This window comes from Holophagales bacterium, assembly GCA_016719485.1.
Classification (GTDB): domain Bacteria; phylum Acidobacteriota; class Thermoanaerobaculia; order UBA5066; family UBA5066; genus UBA5066.
On record JADJZB010000020.1, the window covers coordinates 291,515 to 313,593 of the forward strand.

The following is a 22,079-nucleotide window of genomic DNA, read 5'->3' on the forward strand; positions in this document are numbered from 1 at the left end:
GGATCAGGGAATGCTGCCGCCGGCCAGGCGGGCCTCGGCGATCACGAAGAGCCCGTCGGCGCGGCGGGGCAGGTCGAGCCAGGAAGGGAGAATCCGGGCTTCCCGTGCGGAGAAGAGGGGAATCCACGGGAGGTCGGCGTCGAGGAGGTCCGAGAGAGCGCGGAGCTTCCGGAGGCGGTCCTCGGCGCGGGTCGTCGCCGCGAGGTCGGCAAAGGCGAGGTCCACCTCGGCGTTCGAGTACCCGGTCCGGTTGAGCGACCCGAGACCACGCGACACGTCCTTCGTGTGGAACGCGTTCCTGAGAGCCTGACCGGCGTCCTGACCCACGAACCAGCTGTAGAGGTAGAGCGGGCTCCGGCCGTCGATGCGCGCCACGAACTCGTCGGAGGTGTGGAGCACGACGCGAAGCCGTATGCCGGCTTGGGCGGCCTGTCTCGCGAGGACCTCCGCGGCCCGTCGCCCGTTCGGGTTGACGTCGAGATCGGCGTCGAACCCGCCCGGGAAGCCGGCGAGCGCGAGGAGGCGGCGCGCCTCCGCGAGGTCGCGCCGGGGCGGGGTCCGTCCCGGGTCGAAGCCGAAGGCGCCGGGCGGGATGAGCTGCCCCGAAGGAACTCCTCCCGCGACGGTTCCGGACTTCACCAGCTCCGGCAGGTCGAGGGCGAGGCGGAGGGCGCGGCGCACGCGGACGTCTCCGAGAGGGCCAGGGTCCGCGGAGAGCCCGACAGCGAGGTACGTCAGGCCGCCCGACTCCGTGACCACGACGCGGTATCGCGGGTCTTCCCGGATCTCCTCGACCATCGAGGGGGTCGGGTCGAGTACGGCCGCGACCTCGCGGCGGCGCAGGAGCCTGAGCCCTTCCGCTGGGCTCGAGAAGCGCCGGAACACGACTTCATCGAGGAGGGGGGCCGGGTGATGGGGGCGGGGATGCCGCCTGAGGAGGACCCGGTCCGGCGCGCTGGCGACGATCCGGAACGGCCCGGAACCCTGGAAAGTCCCGCCCGCTTTTCGCGGGATGAAGACGGCCGAGACGGTGAGGAGGAAGTCCTCCGCCGGCCTGTGGGTGCGGAACTGGACGGTCCGCTCGTCGAGGACCTCGATCGACCGCAGGTCGGCGAGCGCCGCGAGCGACCCGCGCGACGTCCGCGAGGCGTGGGCCGCGTTCACGATGTCCTGGCTCGTCACGGGCGTGCCGTCGTGGAACAGGGAGTACTCGGAGATGCGGAAGACCCAGGTGTCGGGGGTCGGGTTCGTCCAGCTCTCGGCGATCGCCGGCCGGATGCCGACCGCCGTCCCCTCGGCGAGCGGCTCGTAGATGGCGGTGAAGAGGCTGCGCGCCACGAGGCGCGAGTCGGCGTACGGGTCGAGGGTGGCCGGGAGCAGGGGGACGAGGACCTCGAGCGTCCGCTCCGGAGGCGGCCTCCGGCACGCCGCGCAGAAGAAGAGCAGGGCGGCGACACCCGCCGCCCCGACACCGAGCGCCGCCGGGGTTCTCGAGAGGGCACGCCTCACGACGCCAGGCCCGCGCTCCGACCGACCGGAGAAGTGCCGTGGCCGGGGATCCTTTCTGATCCTCACTTCGGTGGCAGCAGCTCCTTGACCAGGGCGTCCGCTCCGTCCACCCGTTCCATCATCCAGAGCGCGTATCTGAGGTCGACGTTCACGTTCCGCGAGCGTTCGGGGCTCCATCCGAAATCGCCCGCCACGTTCTCCCACACCCGGTCGAAGTTGAGGCCGACGACCTCGCCGTTTCCGTTCATCGTCGGGCTCCCCGAGTTCCCGCCGGTCGTGTCGCCGTCGGTCAGGAAGCCGACCGGGACACTCCCGAGCAGCGGGTCGGCCCACCGGCCGAAGTCTGCGGCGCGGGCCGCGTCGAGAACCCTCTTCGGCGAGGCGAACGGCTCGGCGCCGCGCTCCTTCTCGAGGACGCCCTTCAGCGACGTCCGGGGCGTGAACGTCACCGCCTCGCGCGGGGAGTAGCCCTTCACCGTGGCGAACGAGACGCGGAGCGTCGCGTTCGCGTCGGGGTAGATCGCCTTCCCCTTCGAGCTGCGCAGGGCTTCGAGTGCCGAGAGGTAATTTGGCCGCCAGACGAGGAGCGCTCCGTTCGTCTCCTTCCGCGCGGCCCGGAGGGCGGCGAAGTCGGGGTGGAGCGCGACGGCGAGCCTCACGTGCGGGTCGTTCGACGCGGCGAGCGTGGCCCAGGGCGCGTCGACGTTCGCGAGGCGCACGTTCTCGTCGCCGAGCGCGGTGGCGGCGTCCATCCCGGCGAGCCTGGCCTCGATGGATGCGACGGTCGCCTCCTTCCCGAAGGCCTCGTCGAACGCTTGAACGGGTTTCTCGCGAGATGCTGCCTGTGCCTTGGCGACGAGATACGCGAGCGCCCTGCGGGCGGCGGAGGGGGCGAGGGAACGGGTCACGTCCTTCTCGCGCTGGCGGGCGCGGTCCAGGTCGCGCTCCTGGTAGCCCGCCTCGCGTTCCAGGTCGGGCTTGCGCCGCTCGTCCGCTCGCCGGACGGCCGAGAGCGCCGACCCGAGGTGCGACGTGAGCTTCTCGATCTCCTCGAGGAAGAAGCGCCGGTCCTGCCCGGCCCGGTCGGCCGCGAGGACCCTTTCCAGCTCGGCAGGGGCGGCGGCCCACGCGGCGGGGAGGTCCTTCCGGTTCGCGAGAAACGCGGCCAGCTCCTTCGCCTCGGCCTCGGCCTTCGCGAAGACGCCGTTGCGCGCGAGCCCCTCGACCTGCCCCCGCGCGTTCGTCTCGCCGTTGCCGTAGCTCTTGATCGCCGCGGCGACCCGGAGCGCCGTGTCCGGGTCCTTCCTGCCTTCGGTCTCGAGGATCGCGATGAGATCCGAGAACGTCTTGCCGCGGAGCGGGTAGAACCACTTCTCCTGGTTCGCGACGGCGGAAGGCGTCAGGTAGCGCTGCGTCCTGCCGGGATACCCGGCGATCATCACGACGTCGCCCTCGGCGATCCCCTTCGAAGCGACCTTCAGCCACGTCTTCGGCCGGTACGGCACGTTCTCTTTCGAGAAGGGCGCGGGCTTGCCGTCCGGCGAGACGTAGACCCTGAGGACGGAAAAGTCCCCCGTGTGGCGCGGCCAGCGGAAGTTGTCCTCCTCGCCGCCGAAGTCGCCGACGTCCCGCGGCGGCGCGTAGACGAGTCGCACGTCGCGGAACTCGACCTGCTCCATCAGCCGGAACGTCCGCCCGTCCTCGAACGCCGCCACGGCGCAACGCCGGTCGGGCGCCTTCTCGCACTCGGCGACGATCTCGTTCTTCGCGCGCTCCACCGCATCGGCGCGGGCGGCGTCTCCCTTCGCCTTCGCGAAGGCGCTCTTCGGCCCGCGCACGCGGTCGGTGACGTCGGCGAGGCGGGAGAGAATGCGGACCCTTCCGGCCCCTCCGCGCGCCTCCACCTCCTCGGCCCGCGTCCGGGCGACGAAGCCGCCCAACAGGTAGTTCTTCTCGGGCGTCGAGGCGAGCTGGATCGCCGAGAAGGCGCAGTGGTGGTTCGTCAGGAAGAGCCCCTCCTCGGAGACGAGCGCCCCCGTGCAGCCTCCGAGGCCGAGGACGGCCGTGAGGAGGCCGCCGCCCTGGCCGTCCCAGAGGTCCCTGGCCGTCACGTTGAGCCCGCGGCTCGACAGCTCGCCCCAGCGGGCCGTGCCGAGCGTGGCGAGGGCCTCGGGGGGCCACTGGCCCTCGTCGGCGGGAGCGGGGAGTGGAACGGCGAGGAGGACGAGGACGGCGGGGAGGAGGAGGGGGTGACGGAAGCGTCGCGTCATGGCTTTTTCCGGCGGCATCGTAGCCCGCCGGAGGCCTTCGCGCCTTCCCGCGAGCGCTACTTCGTCGTTTCGGCGAAGAAGGCCTTCATCGCCTCCCAGGAGCGCCGGTCGGCCTTTGCGTCGTAGGCGGCCCCCTTCGAAGGGTCGGTCCCCGCGCCGGGATTCGTGAACGAGTGGACGGCTCCCGAGTAGTAGACCATCTGCCAGTCGACCTTCGCGTCGTCCATCTCCTTCTGGAAGGCGGCGACCTCGGCCGGCGGGACGTACGGGTCGGCCGCGCCGTGCAGCACGAGGACGCGCCCCTTCACGTTCTTCGCATCGGCGGGGTCCTTCGTCGCGAGACCGCCGTGGAACGAAACGGTGCCAGCGAGCGGGGCGCCGCTGCGCGCCAGCTCGAGGACCGTCGTCCCCCCGAAGCAGTAGCCGATGGCGAAGAGCTTCGCCGCGTCGACCCGGCCGTTCTTCGCGAGCGTGTCGAACGCGGCCCGGGCCCGCGAGCGCAGGAGCGGCAGGTCGCCCTTGTACTTGCCGGCGAGCTGGCCGGCCTCCTTGGTGTCCTTCGCGCGGATCCCCTTGCCGTAGATGTCGGCCGCGAAGGCGACGTAGCCGAGCCCGGCGAGCTTCGTCGCGCGTTCCTTCGCGTAGTCGCCGAGGCCCATCCACTCGTGGACGACGACGACGCCCGGGAGCCTTCCCTTCGCCGCGTCGTCGTACGCGAGGAACCCCTCGCAGGTCTGGTCTCCGTCCTTGTACTCGACGATCTCGGTCTTCACGGCTGCGAAGGCCGGAAGCGCTGCGGCGGCGCCGAGCGCCAGGGCGAGAGCGGGAATGATGTCGGACGTGGTGCGCATGGGGCTTTCCTCCTGAGCGGTCGGGTCGTTCGGGCGGGGAAGATACCCGAAACGGGCGGATTCTGAAAAGGCGTCTCAGGTCAGGCCGATCCGGAGATGGCCTTCGCACACCTCTTCTGCGGTGAGGCGAACCGTCTCGATCCTGGATGAGGTCTTGTTTATCCCTTGGATCTTCCCGGGAGCCGGGACCTGGCATCCGGTTCTCAAGACGACGCGTCATGAATCGTCCCGAAGGGAGCCTCTCGGCGAGGCAGACGTACCCGAGGCACGGGGAAATCGCTTCTCCAGGGGACGCAGCGACGCTGACCCGGGGTTCCCTGAGGGCCGGCGAGAGGGGACGAGAGGCGCGATCCGATGCAAGTTCAGAGAGACCAATCCCGTGGATTGGATTTGTGGCGGGTCGCGAGAAACCCGATTCCGGGAATCGCGCCCGGGGCGGCAGGTGCGTCGCTACCTGCAGGTCTCGAGCCCGGACTGCCAACGAGGAGGTGCATCGGCGGTCCGCTGTAGCCAGTCACGTCCCGAGGTCCATTTGCAGTTCACCTTCGATCGGGCGTCGAAACGCCCGGCGCGAGCTCTCCCGGTCTTCGGTCCCTTCAGTGTGTTTCCTGCCCAGCAGGGAAAGGAGAGGTCATTCATCATGAAGACACGCACCCTCCGGTTCATTCTCCTCGCCGTTCCACTCCTGGTGACCGTCACCCTTCTCGCCCAGGGTCTCCCGACCGGCACCATCAGCGGCAGGGCCATCAACGAGAACCTGGGCCTGCCCGGCGTCGTCGTGACGGCGAAGTCTCCGTCCTTGCAGGGGACCCGCACGGCGGTCACCTCGATCAACGGCGACTACGCCCTGCCGAACCTGGCGCCGGGCGACTACACGCTGACGTTCACGATGACCTCGTTCCAGACGGTCACGCGGAACCTCAAGGTGAACGCCTCGCAGTCCGCCGTGATCAACGTCAACATGCAGCTCTCGGCCGTGGCCGCGGAGGTGACGGTCGTCTCGACCTCGGAGTCGATCTCGCAGACGGCCTCGGCGGCGACGACCGTCACCTCCGACCTGACGAAGAAGCTCCCCGTGACCCGGACCCTGCTCTCGGCGGTCGCCCTCTCGCCCGGCGTCAACGCGAACGGGCCCGGGGGCGCCACCACGATCTCGGGCGCCGAGTCGTACGACAACCTCGTCACGATCAACGGCGTCGTCACCCAGGACAACATCCGCGGCTCCCCGCAGAACCTGTTCATCGAGGACGCGATCCAGGAGACGACCACCTCGACCGCCGCGATCTCCGCGGAGTACGGGCGGTTCACGGGCGGCGTCATCAACGCGATCACGAAGTCGGGCGGGAACGCCTTCAGCGGCTCGGTCCGCGCCACGCTGAACAACGACAGCTGGCAGGCGACGAAGCCGCTCCAGACCGTCGACTACACCGACAAGACGATCCCGACCTACGAGGCGACGCTCGGCGGCCCGATCTGGAAGGACCGGATCTGGTTCTTCGCCGCCGGCCGGAGCCGCGAGACGGACGCGACCGCGCAGACGTACCTCACGAACGTCGGCTACCCTTCGACGACCGAGGAGATGCGGCTCGAGGGGAAGCTGACGATCACGCCCTTCCAGAACCACACGGTCACGGCCTCCTACATCGACATCGCCAACGACGCGACGAACGTGAACCCCGGGTACTCCCCGATGGAGACCAAGGTCCTCTACAACCCCAGCTACCCGCAGTCGCTCCTCGCCTTGAACTACAACGGTGTCCTGACGAACCAGGTCTTCGTCGAGGCGCAGTACTCCCAGCGCAAGTTCGCGTTCGAGGACGCGGGCGGCTCCTCGCGGGACCTGATCGCCGGGACGAACATGATCGACGCGACGCTCGGCGGCCTCTACAACGCCTCCCCGTTCTGCGCCGTCTGCGATCCCGAGACCCGCGACAACGAGAACTTCCTCGCCAAGGGAACGCTCTTTCTCTCGACGAAGAGCCTCGGCTCGCACAACGTCGTCTTCGGGTACGACAACTTCAACAACAAGGTCTTCTCCAACAACTACCAGTCCGGGAGCAACTACACCGTCTACTCCTCCGCCACGATCGTCCAGGGGCAGGACGTCTACCCGGTCATCGGGAGCGACGCGTTCCTGGTCTACTGGCCGATCTTCGAGCTGAGCAAGGGAAGCAACGTCCGGACGCATTCGTTCTACGTGAACGACACCTGGCGGCTGAACAACAACCTCTCCTTCAACGTCGGCCTCCGCTACGACAAGAACGACGGGAAGGACAGCCGGGGCGTGACGACGTCGGACGACAGCGCGTTCAGCCCGCGCCTCGCCGCAACCTGGGACGTCAGGGGAGACGGCCGCCTGCGCGTCGGCGCGAGCTACGCCCGGTACGTCGGCGGGCAGCAGGAGAACTTCATCGGCGGCGCCTCGAGCGCCGGCAGCCCCGAGATCTGGGTCTGGTACTACGAGGGAGACCCGATCAACGACGACGAACCGGCGAACCCGGTCACGACGGCGGCCACGCTCGAGCAGATGTTCCGCTGGTTTGGCATCACGGGCATCAACCAGTTCCCGACCCGCCCCGGCATCTCTCCGATCCAGGCGACGGTTCAGGGCGTCTCGACTCAGATCCGCGAGAGCCTGAAGTCGTCCTACACGGACGAGTTCGGCCTGAGCGTCGCGGGGAGCCTCGGGACCCGCGGCAACTTCCGGCTCGACGGGATCTACCGCAAGTTCGGCGACTTCATCGACACGTTGACCGACACCTCGACAGGCAAGGTCACCGACTCGGTCGGGATCACCTACGACCTCGCGCTCCTGCAGAACACGAACGCCGTCGAGCGGACGTACGCGGCTCTCCAGGCCCAGGCGGCCTACCGCTTCTTCGACAGCCTGAACCTCGGCGGGAACTACACGTACGCGCACACCTACGGCAACGCCGTCACCTCGGACGCGACCTCCGGCCCCCGCCCCTTCGGCTGGACCTCCTACCCCGAGTACGCCGACCCCAGCTGGAACATCCCGATCGGGAGCCTGCCGCAGGACCAGACGCACCGTCTCGTCGCGTACGCGGTCTATGACCTTCCCCTTCCGAAGGTCCTCGGCGCGCTGAACTTCTCGGTGCTCCACACGTGGAACTCGGGTACCCCCTACGGCGCGGTGGGAAGCGTGTCCACGGGGCCGTACGTGGCGGACGTCGGGTACGAGACCCCGCCCGCCTCGGTGAACTACTACTTCACGAAGCGGGACGCGTTCCGTCGGCCGAACATCAACAGCACGGACCTCGCCCTCAACTACTCCTACTTCTTCGGACCGGTCGAGATCTTCGTCCAGCCGCAGGTGACGAACGTCTTCGACAACGAAGCCGTCATCGCCGTCAACACGACGGTGGAGACCCGGGTCAACCGCCGCAACGACTACCTCGCCTTCGACCCGTTCACGCAGACTCCCACGCAGGGCGCGCGCGGCACGGGCGCGAACTGGAATTACGGCCCGAACTTCGGCAAGCCGACGAGCTCGGCGAGCTTCCAGGCGCCGCGTCTCTTCAGGATCGGCTTCGGCGTCCGCTTCTAGGTCATCGCGTTCCCCGTACCCCGAAGCCCCGGCCTGCGCCGGGGCTTCTTTTTCCGACGGGCCCGCCGGGGGCCGCTATCCTCGAAGGACGGACTGACGTGCACCCGTCGCGACGCACCCCGATCGTGCTCGTCCTCCTCCTCGCCTCCGGCTGCGTGCGAGGGGGGCCGAAGGCCTCCGCACGGTTCCCCGGAGCCCCCGTCATCCTCGTCTCCGTCGACACGCTCCGGGCCGACCGCCTCCCGTTCTACGGCACCACCGGCCTCGAGACGCCGGCGCTCACGGCCCTGCGGGCCGACGCGGTCCTCTTCGAGACGGCGTACGCGCAGGCACCCCTGACGCTTCCGTCGCACGCCGCGCTCCTGACCGGCGTCGGTGCCGGCGAGCACGGGGTTCTCGACAACGCGGGCTACACGATCGCGCCCTCCGTACCGACGCTCGCAGAGGTGATGAGGGCGAACGGCTACGAGACCGGGGGAGCCGTCTCGAGCGTCGTCCTGGAGGGCCGGAGCGGGATCTCCAGGGGGTTCGACTTCTGGGAGGATTCCTTCGAGGCCCCGGTCCCCGGTCAGCCGATGACGCTGGTCCAGAGACCGGGAGCCGATACGGAAGCGATCCTCTGGCGCTGGGTTGCCGGCCGCAGGGAGAAGCCCTTCCTGGCCTTCCTTCACATCTTCGAGCCTCACAGTCCCTACGCTCCGCCGGAGCCGTTCCGGAGCGCGTACGCCGATCCTTACGACGGGGAGATCGCCACGGCGGACGCGGCGGTCGGGGCGTTTCTCTCGAGGCTGAAGGCCGCCGGGCTCTACGACAGGAGCCTGATCGTCTTCCTCTCGGACCATGGCGAAGGGCTCGGCGACCACGGCGAGAAGGAGCACGGCATCTTTCTCTACCGCGAATCGATCAGGGTCCCGCTCCTTCTGAAGCTCCCGGACCGCAGCCTGGCCGGAGCGACGGTCGCGTCGCCTGTCGGTCTCACCGACGTCTTCCGGACGATCTGCGAGACGGTGGCGCTCGAGGGATGTCCTCTGCGGCCCGGGACCGTTTCGCTCGTCGCCCTGGCGAGTGGTACGGATGTGCCGTCGCGCCGCATCCTCTCGGAGACCTTCTACCCGCGGACGCGCTTCGGCTGGAGCCCGCTCGCCTCGCTGGCCGACGAACGGTGGCACTACATCGAGGCGCCGCGGCCCGAGCTCTACGACCTCGCCGCCGACCCGGCGGAACGGACGAACCGGGCCGGGGAGAAGGCCGGTCCGATCCGGTCGATGCGGGCCGAGCTGGAGGCGCGCCGGTCCCCGTTCCGGCCGCCGTCGCCGGTCGACGCCGAGAAGGCCCGCCAGCTCGCGTCGCTTGGCTACATCACGGCGACGTCCTCCCCGGGCGGCGGGGCCCTTCCGGACCCCAAGGACGTCATCGCTTCCCTCGAACCCCTCCGGGAAGGGATGGCCGCGCTGCAGGCCGGGCGTTTCGCCGACGCGGTCCGGCTCCTTTCGGGTCTCCTCGACGCGAACCCGAGGGTGCGGGACGGGTGGGAGCTCTACGCGCAGGCGCTCCTCGGGCTGGGCCGAAACGAGGAGGCGGTCGAGGCCGTCCGCAGGATGGTTCCGCTCTCGCCTCCCGGATCGACGAGCGTCCTTCTCTCCGTCGCGACGGTCGCTCTCCAGGCCGGACAGGTCGAGACGGCCGTGCGCCACGCCGAGGCGGCGGGAGCGCTGGGCGACCCGGGAGCGGAGGAGGTCGTCGCCCGGGCGCGCCTGGCGGCCGGAGATCTCAGGGGGGCGGAGGAGGCCGCGCATCGGGCTCTCGGCCGGGGAAGCTCACGGACGCGGGCCCTCCTCGTCCTGGCCCGGGTGGCGACGTTGAGGGGCGACCTCGCCCGCGCCCTCCAGCTGGCCGACGAGGCCCAGGTGGCCGCGGGAGGAGAGCTGGCCGGCGGGCGTTCGGGACTCCACTTCGTCCGCGGCGACGCCCTTGCGCGCCTTGGCCGGGTCGCGGAGGCCGAGGCAGATCTCGAGAAGGAGGTCCGGCTCTTTCCGGCCCGGATTGAGGCCCGGGCAGCGCTCGTCGCCCTCTTTGCGGCCGCCGGGCGCCAGGACGACGCCACCGAAGCCGTTCGCGGCCTACTCGAAAACGTTCCCGGCCCGGAAGGACCGGCGGCGGCGATCAGGAGCCTTCAGGCAATCGGCAGAGTCGCCGAAGCGGAAGCGGTCCGCCGGGCCGCCGCCACGCGCTACCCTCTCGACGTACGGTTCCGGGAGCGTTGAAGGCCGCGCGGGTCCTGGACGGCGGCGCCGCCGACGGTATCCTCCACCGCGGAATGCAGAGGGCGTTGGTGCAGGTTGCCGCGGTGGTGGTGGCGGGCTTGTCGCTCGTGCCCGTCGTCGGCTGTTCCCGGGCCAGGTCGCCCGCTCCGAGCCCGAGGTTCCCGAACGCCCCCGTCGTCCTGATCTGCGTCGACACGCTGCGCTCCGACCGCCTGCCGATGTACGGATACGCGAAGGTCGCCACTCCCGCCTTCGACGCCCTGCGGAAGGACGCGGTCCTCTTCGAGCACGCGTACTCGCACGTCCCCCTCACGCTCCCGGCCCACGCGTCGCTTTTCACCGGCCTCGAGCCGGGAGGCCACGGGGTCCTCGACAACTCGGGTTACCGTCTCGCGGCCAGCGACCCGACGCTCGCCGCGCTGCTGAAGGGGGCGGGCTACGCGACGGGCGGGGCGATCTCGGCGGCCGTCCTCGCGTCGCCGAGCGGCATCTCGCGGGGCTTCGACTTCTACGACGAGCGCGTCGAGGCGCGCGGCGCGGTCTCGATGCTCGACTTCGTCGAGCGCCCCGGCGGCGAGACCGCGGCGCTCCTCCTCGGCTGGGTCCGCCAGAACGCCGCGCGCCCCTTCTTCGCCTTCCTCCACACCTACGAGCCGCACGCGCCGTACCTGGCGCCGGAGCCGTTCCGCTCGCGGTACGCCGACCCGTACGACGCCGAGGTCGCGGCGTCGGATGCGATCGTCGGGCAGTTCCTCGAAGGGCTCCGGAAGGACGGCCTCTACGACCGCGCGCTGATCCTCTTCCTCTCCGATCACGGCGAGGGGCTGGGCGACCACGGGGAACAGCAGCACGGGATCTTCCTCTACCGCGAGTCGATCCAGGTGCCACTCCTCGTCAAGCTGCCCGGGCAGGCGCTCGCCGGATCGTCCGTCGCCGCGCCGGTCCAGCTCACCGACGTCTTCACCACGATCGGAGACGTTCTCGGCGTCCCGGCCTTCCCCGGGCGTCCCGGCACCGTCTCCCTCACGGCCCTCGCGGCGGGGGGGCCCGCCCCCGCGCGCCGCGTCTTCGCGGAAAACTTCAGCCCGCGGATCCGGCTCGGGTGGAGCGAGCTGCGGGCGCTGGTCTCCGAGCGGCACCACTACATCGAGGCGCCGACGCCCGAGCTCTACGACCTCGTGGACGACCCCGGGGAGAAGGTGAACCTCGCGCTGCGCAGGCCGCCGGAGCTGCGCGCGATGGTGGTGGAGACCGAGCGGCGCCGGACGGCGCTCCGAGGGCCCGCGCCGGCCGACGCGGAGACGGCGAAGAAGCTCCAGGCCCTCGGCTACCTCACCGGAACGGCCCGGGACGACGGCGGAGCGCGCCCCGACCCGAAGGACGCCATCGGAAGCCTCGTCCGCCTGCAGCAGGCCGCCGAGCTCCACACGGCGGGGAAGAGCGCCGAGGCCGTGCCGATCCTCCTCGAGGTCCTCGCCGCCAATCCCCGCCTCGTCGACGGCTGGGAGATCCTCTCGAGCGCGCTCGAGAGGCTGGGGCGGATGGAGGAGGCTCTCGCAGCGCTGAAGAAGACGGTCGCTCTCTCGCCGCCGGGGCGATCCAACTACGTGGTGAACGTCGCCTCGCTGGCCCTCAGGGCCGGCCGGCTGGACGAGGCCCGCCGGCACGCCGAGCTGGCCCGCGACCTCGGCGACACGCGGGCGTACGTCGTACTCGGGCGCGTCCTTCTGCGCGAGGGCCGGCTCGCCGAGGCGCTCCGCGCGGCAGACGAGGGGCTCTCGCGCGCGGGCGGTGCACCGCCCGAGGGGCTCCACGTGGTACGTGCCGAAGTCTTCGGCCGGCAGGAGAAGCTCGACGAGGCCGAGGCGGAGCACCGCCTCGAGCTCGAGGCGCATCCGAGGAACGTCGATGCGCACTCGGGCCTGGCCATCGTCGCGGCCGCGCGCGGCGACCTGGCCGAGGCCGCCCGGCGCGTCGCGGCGATGGTGCGCGCCGTGCCGACGGCGGAGGCGTACCTCGCGGGGTTCTTCAGCCTCAGGAGCTTCGGGCAGGCCGGCGAGGCGCGGGCGCTCCTTGCCGAGGGGCGGCGGGCGTTCCCGCTCGACCCGTACCTCGCGCGCGAGGAGGCCGCCGGCGAAAACCCGGGGAGAATGCGCCGATGAACCGCCGCACCTCGCCACTCGTGGCACTCGTGGCGCTCGTCGCCCTCGTGGCCCTCCCGCTCCTGCTCCTCGCGTCGTGCACGCGGAAAGCGGCGAGGACCGCCGCGCCGTCCGTGACGCCCGGGGCGCCGGTCATCCTGATCGTCGTCGACACGCTCCGCTCCGACCGCCTGCCGTTCTACGGGCACGTCGGCGCGGTCACGCCCGCCCTCTCCGCGCTCCGGGAAGACTCGGTGCTCTTCGAGAGCGCGTGGAGCCCCGTTCCGCTCACTCTTCCGGCCCACGCGTCGCTCTTCACCGGGGCCCTGCCGGGCGTCCACCGGGTCCTCGACAACGGGGGCTACCGCCTCGGCGCGACGCTCCCGACGCTGGCGGAGGTGCTGAAGGGGCAGGGGTACGGCACGGGAGGTGCGGTCTCGTCGATCGTCCTCGGCGCGTCGAGCGGCATCGCGCGCGGTTTCGACTTCTGGGAGGACCGGATCGAGCCCGAGGCTCCGGGCCTTCCGGCGAACCGGGTGCAGCGGCCGGGGAGCGAGACGGCCAGGCTCCTGGGCGGCTGGCTCGACGGCTCGAAGTCGGGCCGGCTCTTCGCCTTCCTGCACCTCTACGAGCCCCATTCGCCCTACGAGCCGCCCGAGCCGTTCCGCAGCCGGGTCGCCGACCCCTACGACGGCGAGGTGGCGGCGGCGGACGCGGCCGTGGGTGCGTTCCTCGACGAGCTGAAACGTCGGGGGCTCTACGAGAAGTCGCTCGTCGTCTTCCTCTCGGACCACGGCGAGGGTCTGGGCGACCACGGCGAGGACGAGCACGGCGTCTTTCTCTACCGCGAGGCGATCCAGGTCCCGCTCCTCCTCAAGCTCCCGTCGGCCAGCGCGGGCGAGAAGCCACCGCTCGCCGGCGCGCGCGTCGCGACGCCCGTCCAGCTCACCGACGTCTTCCCGACGATCGCAACGGCCGTCGGCGTGCCGGACTACGCGATGCCGCCCGAAGCGCGTTCGCTCGTCCGCCTCGCGGCGGGGGAGCTGGCTCCCGAGCGGCGGATCCTCGCCGAGACCTGGTTCCCGAGGATCCGGTTCGGATGGAGCGAGCTCCACGCGCTCACGGACGGGAAGTGGCAGTACGTCGAGGCGCCGCGGCCGGAGTTCTACGACCTCGAGACCGACCCGCGGCAGGCGAAGAACCTGGCCTCCGAGAAGCCGGGCCCGCTCCGGGCGATGAAGGCCGAGCTGGAGAAGCGGAAGAGCACCTTCGTCGCGCCGGAGGCCGTCGACGACGAGCACGCCAGGAAGCTCGCCTCGCTCGGCTATCTCACGATGACGACGGCCGCGAGCGGCCCGCTACCCGACCCGAAGGACGAGATCGAGACGCTCGGCCTCCTGAAACAGGGCCTCGGCCTCGCGAAGGCGGGGCGCGTGCCGGAGAGCACGGAGGTGCTGAAGCGGCTCCTCGACAGGAACCCGAGGATCGTCGATGCGTGGGAGGCCTACGCGCAGGGTCTCGCCCGCCTCGGGCGGACGGACGAGGCCCTCGCGGCGATCCGCAAGACGGTGGAGCTCTCGCCGCCGGACCGGACGAACTACCTGATCTCGGTGGCGAACCTGTCTCTCCAGGTCGGACGCCCGGACGAGGCCCTCCGAAACGCGGACCTGGCGATCGCCCGCGGCGACACGGGAGGGCACGAGGTGAAGGCGCGCGCGTACCTGGCGATGGGGGACGACGCGAAGGCCGAGACCGAGGCGCGGCGGTCGATCGAAACGGGGGAGGGCCGCAAGCGCTCCTGGCTCGTCCTCGCCACGGTCGAGGCGGGCCGGGGGAACTTCCAGGAGGCGCTCCGGATCACCGACGACGTGAAGGCGAAGGTTGGCGAGCGCGGCCTCGGTGACCTCATCGGGTTCCACTTCCTCCGCGGGAACCTGCTCGGGAGGCTCGGCCGCTGGGACGAGGCGGAGGCCGAGCTGCTGGAGGAGACGCGAAAGTTCCCGCAGAACCTCAACGGCTGGAAGACGCTCGCCTTCGTCTACGGGTCCCGGGGACGCATGCCAGAGGCCCGCAAGGTCATCGACGAGATGCTCCGCGCCGTCCCGGGGCCCCAGGCCTGGGCGGCAGGTGCCGAGCTGCTCACGGCGATGGGAGACGCCGCGGGCGCCGAGAGGCTCCGGGCCGACGCGGCGCGCCGGTTCCCGGGCCTGTCGGCGGGCGGAGGCCCGCCACGGTGATCGGGCCTTCCCGGGCTCTCCGCGCCGTCGCGCCCGTTCTCGCGCTGCTGGCCTGTGCCGCGTGCCGGCGCACGTTGCCGGAGAAGGAGCCCGGAGCCGCGACGTTCCCCGGTGCCCCGGTCGTCCTCGTCTCCATCGACACCCTCCGCTCCGACCGCCTCCCGGCCTACGGCTACACGAAGGTGAAGACCCCGCACCTCGACCGCTTCGCGGCCGACGCCTGGCTCTTCGAGAAGGCGTGGGCGCCGACGCCGATGACGCTCCCGTCCCACACGTCGATGCTCACGGGCATGCTCCCGCCCGAGCACGGCGTGAGGAACAACTCCGGCTTCGTCTTCCGGGGCGACCTCCACCCGAGCCTTCCGCGGCTCCTGAAGGAGCAGGGCTACGCGACGGGCGCCGCCGTGTCGACCTACGTCCTCCGCCGCGAGACGGGGCTCGGGGCGCTCTTCGACTTCTACGAAGACTCGGTGCCGACGACGCCCGGAGTCGCGACGGTCCGCTATCAGCGCCCCGGCGAGAAGACGCTCGCCTTCGCGAAGGAGTGGCTCTCCGGGCGTGCCGGCGGGCCGTTCTTCCTCTTCTTCCACATCTTCGAGCCACACCTCCCGTACGAGCCCGCCGCGCCGTTCCTGGCCGAGTACGGCGCGACGTACGAGGCCGAGATCGCGACCGCCGACGCGATCGTCGGGGACCTCTTCGAGCACCTGCGCGCGCTCGGCGTCTACGAGAAGGCGATCGTCGTCGTCACCTCGGACCACGGCGAGGGGCTCGGAGATCACGGAGAGGAGCAGCACTCGCTCCTCCTCTACCGCGAGGCGATCCAGGTCCCGCTCCTCGTCAAGCTCCCGGGCAGCCGCGGCGGCGGAAGCCGCGTGGCGGCCCCGGTCCAGCTCTCCGACATCCTCCCCACCGTCACCTCGGCGCTCGGCCTGCCGACGCCCGCGGGAGTGAGCGGCAGGTCGCTCTTCGCGGCCGGGGCGAAGGGCGCGGCGGCGCGGACGATCTACGGCGAGACGCTCTACCCGCGCCTCCAGCTCGGCTGGGCCGACCTGCGGAGCGCCCTCGACGACCGCTGGCACTACATCCACGGCCCGCGCCCCGAGCTCTACGACCTCGTCGCCGACCCGGGAGAGAAGAACGACCTGGTGACGGCGGAGAGGCCGACGGCGGCGCGGCTCGCCCGCGAGCTGCTGCGGTTCCCGCAGGGCAACGAGAAGCCGGCGCCGGAGGACGAGGAGACGCTGAAGAAGCTCGCGGCCCTGGGTTACATCGGCGGCCTGCGCGACCGCTCCGGCGGGGGCGATCTCCCGAACCCGGTCGACCACATCGCCGACCTTCGCCGGATGGAGGAAGGGTGGCGCCTCGCCGGGATCGGCCAGACGGCCCGGGCCATCGAGCACCTCGGGGCGATGGTGGCCCGGAACCCGGGGATGTCGGAGGCGTGGATCAAGCTCGCGGAGCTGCAGGCCGATGCGGGGCGCGACGACGAGGCCGCCGCGGCATATCGGCAGGCGCTCGACCGCTCGCCGGTCCCGCTCCCCGACATCGCGATCGCACTCGGCGTCGTCGAGCTGCGCCGCAAGCGTTTCGACGAGGCCGAGAAGCTCGCGCGGGGGGCGCTCTCCGACCACCCGACGAAGGGCCACATCCTCCTCTCCCGCGTGGCGCTCGCGAGGAACGACTTCGCCGCGGCGGAGCGCGAGGCCCGCGAGGCCGCCGGTGGGCGTGACCCGGAGCCCTCCTCGATCCTCGCGCTGGCCGAGGTGAAGCTGAAGGCCGGGCGGACGGCCGAGGGGCTCGCCGACGTGGAGCGGGCGGCGGCCCGCGCGAAGGAGCTGCGCCTCCCGCAGGTCTGGAACCTCGAGTTCCTGCGCGGCGACGCCCTTGCCCGGATGAACCGGTTCGACGACGCCGAGGCGGCGTTCCGGGCCGAGATCGCGGCCTTCGCCGGCAACTCCCAGCCCTGGGTGAGCCTCGCCGTCCTGCGCTTCATGAGGGGAGACCGCCCCGGCGTCGACCGCCTCCTCGAGGAGATGTACCGGGCCGCCCCGTCCGCGAGGACCGCGCTCCTGGCCGCGAGCACCCTCGACTCCCTCGGCGAGAAGGGGAAAGCGGCGGCGTGGCGGCGGCGGGCGGAAGAGGGCGGCGCCCCGGTCGCCCGGGCCACCGCGGCCAGGCCCTGATACCCGGGTTCACTGCCAGCCGACCTGGATCGTCTCGCCGGGCCGATCCAGGGGTCCCAGGCGGTTCGATGGAATTCGGCTTCCCCCCGGGAGCCAAACACGGCATGATTCGTTCATACAGGTTCTGAGATCGCACACGAATATGAGTCGGATGGGAGATTCGCATCTGGTTCGAGACCGCGTAACGCGCCCGGTAACAGGGGTTTGTCCGGGACGTGCCGTGCTGGAACCGCCTGCGGGGCTCCACTCGAACCTCTACGTAATTCTCGATCCGTCTCCAAATTCTCGTCTCGACTCGGGCCCCGGACCCGCTGTCTGCAGAAAGGAAGGAGGTTCTCCGCTGTTTCCGGAAGTTCCCGGTTGATGGACGGGACGGTTCGCCCCGGCGATCCGCTCCGTCGCTGACGTTCTCAGTTTTTTTCCGCTCCGGCGCGGAGCGAATTTTGAAGGGAGGATGGAACCATGAAGAGACTAGGGATTGTTCTCGCCGTATTCGCGGTCGTTCTGTTTACCGGTACGGCACTCGCACAGGAGCAGACGGGCCAGATCGTCGGCAAGATCACGGCCGACGGAGGAGAGTCGCTTCCGGGCGTCTCGATCGAGATCAAGGGCCCGAGCGGCACGCTCGTGGCGGTCACGGACGCGAAGGGTGATTACCGCTTCGCCCGCGTGACCCCCGGCGCATACAAGCTGACGGCCCGCCTCCAGGGCTTCCAGACCTATGAGGCCTCGCGGATCTCCGTCGCCCTCGGCGACAGGGCCACCGTGAACGTCACCCTCAAGATCAGCTCGGTCATGGAGACGGTCGTCGTCACCGGCGAGCGGGTCCAGATCGCCGTCGGCGAGAACTCGACGACGGCCACGATGGCCTCCGAGCAGATCTCGCTGCTTCCCAAGGGCCGCGACTTCACCTCGATCGTCGCGCAGGCCGCCGGCGCCTCCCAGGAGACGCTCATGCTGGGCGGCATCTCGATCGACGGCGCCTCGGGCTCCGAGAACCGCTTCGTCATCGACGGCGTCGACACGACCCAGCCGCAGGACGGACTCTCCGGCCAGCAGATGATCACGGACTTCATCGAAGAGGTCCAGGTCAAGTCGGCCGGCTACTCGGCCGAGTTCGGCGGAGCGCTCGGCGGCGTCATCAACGCCATCACGAAGAGCGGCACGAACGAGTTCCACGGCTTCGTCGGCCTCTACTACGGCGACTCCAGCCTGAACTCCAACGCGAACGGCGACGATCGCCCCGTCTACCAGCAGTCGTGGCCCGGCTACTACCGGACCTACGACAAGGACGACGCGACCTCGATCGAGCCCGGCTTCGCGCTCGGCGGGCCGATCATCCAGGACAAGCTCTGGTTCTTCGCGGGCTACAACCCGAACATCCGCAAAGACACGCGCGTGCCCTACGGATCGACGACGGGCTACGACATGGACCGCATCAACCACTTCTTCTCGGCCAACCTCAAGGGGAACGTCGGGTCGAAGTTCGTCTACAAGATCTCGGCGAACATCAGCCCGTTCGAGCAGGATGGCAACCTTCCGGCCTTTGACGGCTCGACCCCCGCGGAAGCGGACCTCGACGTCAACACCGATATCCCGACCTCGAGCTATTCCGCCTACGCCGACTTCGTCCCGACGAACAACTTCTACGTGAGCGGCCGCCTCGGCATGTACGAGACGGACACGGAGACGGGCGGCCTCGACGCCACGAACCGCATCAGCTTCACCGCGGGCATCGCCCCGTTCCCGACGGACAGCCCGCTCTACAAGCCCACCGGCTTCACGAGCGTTCCGCTGGCTTCCTTCCGGCAGACGGACGAGGACAGCTGGAAGCGCACGTCGGCCGGCTTCGACCTGAACCTCTTCGCGACCGCCCTGGGCAGCCACTCCTTCAAGGCGGGCGTCCAGTACGAGCTGATCAAGAACAAGGTCGTCTTCGGCGACAACGGCAACTTCTTCGAGACCCGCTGGGGCCTCTCGGACCGCTTCGGGCAGGGCGTCCGGGGCACGTACGGCTCGGTGGCGGTCTATCGGTTCCAGACCGTCGGATCGGCCGAGAGCACCAACATCGGCCTCTTCATCCAGGACACCTGGGCGATCCACCCGAACTTCACGCTCAACCTCGGCGTCCGCACCGAGCAGGAGCGGGTCCCGAACTACGGCTTCGAGAAGGACCCGACCCTTCCCGAGTACGCCATGGAGTTCAACTTCGAGGACAAGCTGGCTCCCCGCCTCGGCTTCTCCTGGGACGTCACGGGCAAGCAGCAGCTGAAGGCCTACGGCAGCTACGGCACCTACTACGACATCACGAAGCTCGAGATGCCGCGCGGCTCCTTCGGCGCCGACCGGTGGATCACGCACGTCTACCCGATCAACGAAGGCCGGCAGGACTGGACGCAGTGGGCCGCGAACTGCGGCCTCTCCGACAACCTCCAGCCCGCGCAGAACCCCTGCGGCAACTACTTCGGCGTCGCGTCGAAGAACCGCGACCTGCGCAGGCCGACCGACCCGACAGACTCCATCGACCCGGACCTCCAGCCCATGGAGAACCGTGAGTTCCAGCTCGGTCTCGACTACCAGCTCACGAAGAACTCGGTCGTCAGCGCGCGGTACGTCAACAAGAAGCTCATCAACACCATCGAAGACATCGGCTACCTCGTGTTCTACGACGACGGCACCTCCGGCGAGGAATACATCACCGGCAACCCCGGCAAGGGCATCGTCGCCGGCGACCCGGACGGAGCGGGCCCGCTTCCGGCCCAGCCCGAAGCGATTCGTGACTACGAGGCGATCGAGCTCACCTTCAACAAGCGCTTCTCCAACAACTACTCCCTCCGCGCCTCCTACGTCTACAGCAGCCTGACCGGCAACTACTCCGGCCTCGCGAGCTCCGACGAGTTCGGCCGCACCGACCCGAACGTCGCCCGCTACTTCGACGGTCTCGCCTACGGCTTTGCGTCGGACGGCTCTCTCGTCGACGGCGAGCTCAACACCGACCGTCCGCACGCCTTCGAGGTTCAGGGCGTCTACCAGGCTCCCTGGGGCACGAACGTCGGCCTGAACTTCTCGTACGCGTCGGGCAGCCCGGTCTCGACGGACGCCTCCTTCAACGGCGTCAACTTCTTCCCCAACGGCCGCAACGACATGGGCCGCCTCTCGGCCATCACCCAGACCGACCTTCTCCTCGCTCACCCCTTCAAGATCGGTGACTTCAGCCTCGAGCTGAGCCTGAACGTCATCAACCTCTTCGACGAGGCCGAGGTGACCCGCGTCGGCAACGTCAAGTACTTCGACGACGTCTGCGACGCGACCGCCTGCGACGGCTCGAACGCCGAGTACTTCGGCACCATCGTTCCCTACAACTACGACGCGTTGATGGAGGCCTACTACGGCGGGCCGGAGGAGGCCAAGGCGGCGATGGTCCCCTCCTATGGCCGGCCGTTGGCCTTCCAGGGCCCCCGGACCTTCCGCTTCGGACTGAAGTTCATCTTCTAGCCCTTACGGATTCCCTGGTATCCCCGGAAGCGGGAGCGCGAAGGCGCTCCCGCTTTTCTCGTTTCTGGCGCGCCGGACAGGGCGCCGAACGCCTTGACTGGCGCGCCAATGAAAATGGCGCCCCGGTTTCCCGGAGCGCCACGGAGGGATCGCGAGGAAGGGAAACGGAGGGGAGCCTCAGTGCTTGTCGAACTGCTCCTCTTCCGTGGAGCCCTTGAGCGCCGCGGTGGCGACCTCGCCGCCGGCGACGGTCTGCTGGATCTGGTCGAAGTAGCCGGCGCCGACGAAGCGCTGGTGCTTGATCGCCTTGAAGCCCCACTCGCGCTCCATCTGGAACTCCTCCTCCTGGAGGGCGGCGAAGGCGGTCATCCCGGTCTTGGCGTAGTTGTACGCGAGCTTGAACATGGAGGCGTTCAGCGTGTGGAAGCCGGCGAGCGTGATGAACTGGAACTTGTAGCCCATCTCGCCGAGCTCCTCCTGGAAGGTGGCGATCTCGGCGTCGGAAAGCTTCTTCTTCCAGTTGAACGAGGGGGAGCAGTTGTAGGCGAGGAGCTTGCCGGGGAACTTCTCGTGGACGCCCTGGGCGAAGGCCCGGGCCTCGCCGATGTCGGGCGTGGAGGTCTCGCACCAGACGACGTCGACGTAGGGCGCGTAGGCGCAGGCGCGGGCGACGGCGTAGTCGAGGCTTCCCTTGACGATGAAGAAGCCGTCGGCCGTCCGCTCGCCGGTGAGGAACTCCTGGTCGACCTTGTCGATGTCGCCGCGGATCAGCCCGGCGCCGAGGGAGTCGGTCCGGCCGATGAAGACCGTCGGGACGCCGAGGACGTCGGCCGCGAGGCGTGCGGCGATGAGCTTCTGGATGAAGTCGTGGATCGGGACGAGGACCTTGCCGCCCATGTGGCCGCACTTCTTCAGCGAGGAGAGCTGGTCCTCGAGGTGGATGCCGCCGGCGCCCGCCTCGATCATCGACTTGATCAGCTCGAACGTGTTCAGCGGGCCGCCGAAGCCGGCCTCCGCGTCGGCCACGATCGGCGCGAAGTAGTAGATGTCGGACTTGCCTTCCATGTGCTGGATCTGGTCGGCGCGCATGAGGGCGTTCGTGATCCGCCGGATGACGGTGGGGACGCTCGTCACCGGGTAGAGGCTCTGGTCGGGGTACATCGTGAGGGCGTCGTTCGCGTCGCCCGCCACCTGCCAGCCCGACATGTAGATCGCCTTGAGGCCGGCCTGCACCTGCTGCACGGCCTGGTTGCCCGTCAGCGCTCCGAGGGCCGGAACGAACTTCTCCGTGTGGAGAAGGTTCCAGAGGCGCTCGGAGCCCATGCGGGCCACCGGGTAGTCGATCTGGATCGTGCCGCGAAGGCGGTCCACGTCGGCGGCGCTGTACGGGCGGACGATCCCGCGCCACCTGAGGTCGTTGGACCAGGACCGCTCGAGCTCCGGAATGGACTGGCTTCGGTACATGAAGGCCTCCTCGTCGTAGGTCGACATCGGAGCGACTTTATCCGACTTCTGCAACGCAGCACAACGGGAGAACGGCTGTCAACTCCGGAGCGTC

General features: G+C 69.9%; 10 protein-coding genes. 6 read left to right on the top strand and 4 right to left on the bottom strand.

Translation table 11 applies throughout. The annotated features are described in order from the left end of the window. Positions 1-3 precede the first annotated feature (3 nt). The 3 genes from IPN03_11555 to IPN03_11565 are packed head-to-tail and all read right to left on the bottom strand — an operon-like array spanning position 4 to position 4,630. A complete protein-coding gene (locus IPN03_11555) occupies positions 4-1,575 on the bottom strand; it encodes a hypothetical protein (protein MBK9374337.1) in 1,572 nt (523 codons plus the stop codon). Then, a complete protein-coding gene (locus IPN03_11560; GenBank protein MBK9374338.1) occupies positions 1,572-3,779 on the bottom strand; it encodes a S46 family peptidase in 2,208 nt (735 codons plus the stop codon). The genes IPN03_11555 and IPN03_11560 overlap by 4 nt, the downstream gene beginning before the upstream one ends. A 56-nt stretch (positions 3,780-3,835) precedes the next feature. Further along, on the bottom strand, positions 3,836-4,630 hold the full coding sequence (locus IPN03_11565) for a dienelactone hydrolase family protein (GenBank protein ID MBK9374339.1): 795 nt from the start codon (positions 4,628-4,630) through the stop codon (positions 3,836-3,838). Positions 4,631-5,270: 640 nt separating this feature from the next. On the opposite strand from IPN03_11565, the gene IPN03_11570 reads away from it, so the two are divergent. The 6 genes from IPN03_11570 (at position 5,271) to IPN03_11595 (ending at position 20,521) form a co-directional block, all read left to right on the top strand. Further along, entirely contained in the window at positions 5,271-8,198 is a 2,928-nt protein-coding gene (locus IPN03_11570; GenBank protein ID MBK9374340.1) for a TonB-dependent receptor, read from the top strand. 98 nt (positions 8,199-8,296) lie between these two features. After that, positions 8,297-10,462 (top strand): sulfatase-like hydrolase/transferase, encoded by a 2,166-nt coding sequence (locus IPN03_11575; GenBank protein ID MBK9374341.1) that lies wholly within the window; start codon positions 8,297-8,299, stop codon positions 10,460-10,462. Next, complete coding sequence (locus IPN03_11580) at positions 10,459-12,624, top strand: sulfatase-like hydrolase/transferase (protein MBK9374342.1); 2,166 nt, start codon at positions 10,459-10,461, stop codon at positions 12,622-12,624. The genes IPN03_11575 and IPN03_11580 overlap by 4 nt, the downstream gene beginning before the upstream one ends. Then, positions 12,621-14,840, top strand: coding sequence for a sulfatase-like hydrolase/transferase (locus IPN03_11585; protein ID MBK9374343.1), 2,220 nt, complete (start codon positions 12,621-12,623; stop codon positions 14,838-14,840). Before IPN03_11580 ends, IPN03_11585 begins: the two co-directional genes overlap by 4 nt. After that, positions 14,837-17,026, top strand: coding sequence for a sulfatase-like hydrolase/transferase (locus IPN03_11590; protein MBK9374344.1), 2,190 nt, complete (start codon positions 14,837-14,839; stop codon positions 17,024-17,026). Before IPN03_11585 ends, IPN03_11590 begins: the two co-directional genes overlap by 4 nt. Before the next feature lie 462 nt (positions 17,027-17,488). Further along, positions 17,489-20,521, top strand: a complete 3,033-nt coding sequence (locus tag IPN03_11595) for a TonB-dependent receptor (GenBank protein MBK9374345.1) — start codon at positions 17,489-17,491, stop codon at positions 20,519-20,521. Positions 20,522-20,698: 177 nt separating this feature from the next. Here the strand turns inward: IPN03_11595 and aceA are convergent, their stop codons facing one another. Beyond that, positions 20,699-21,985 carry an isocitrate lyase gene (gene aceA, locus IPN03_11600; GenBank protein ID MBK9374346.1) on the bottom strand — a complete coding sequence of 429 codons (1,287 nt, stop codon included), beginning with the start codon at positions 21,983-21,985 and terminating at the stop codon, positions 20,699-20,701. Positions 21,986-22,079 lie beyond the last annotated feature (94 nt).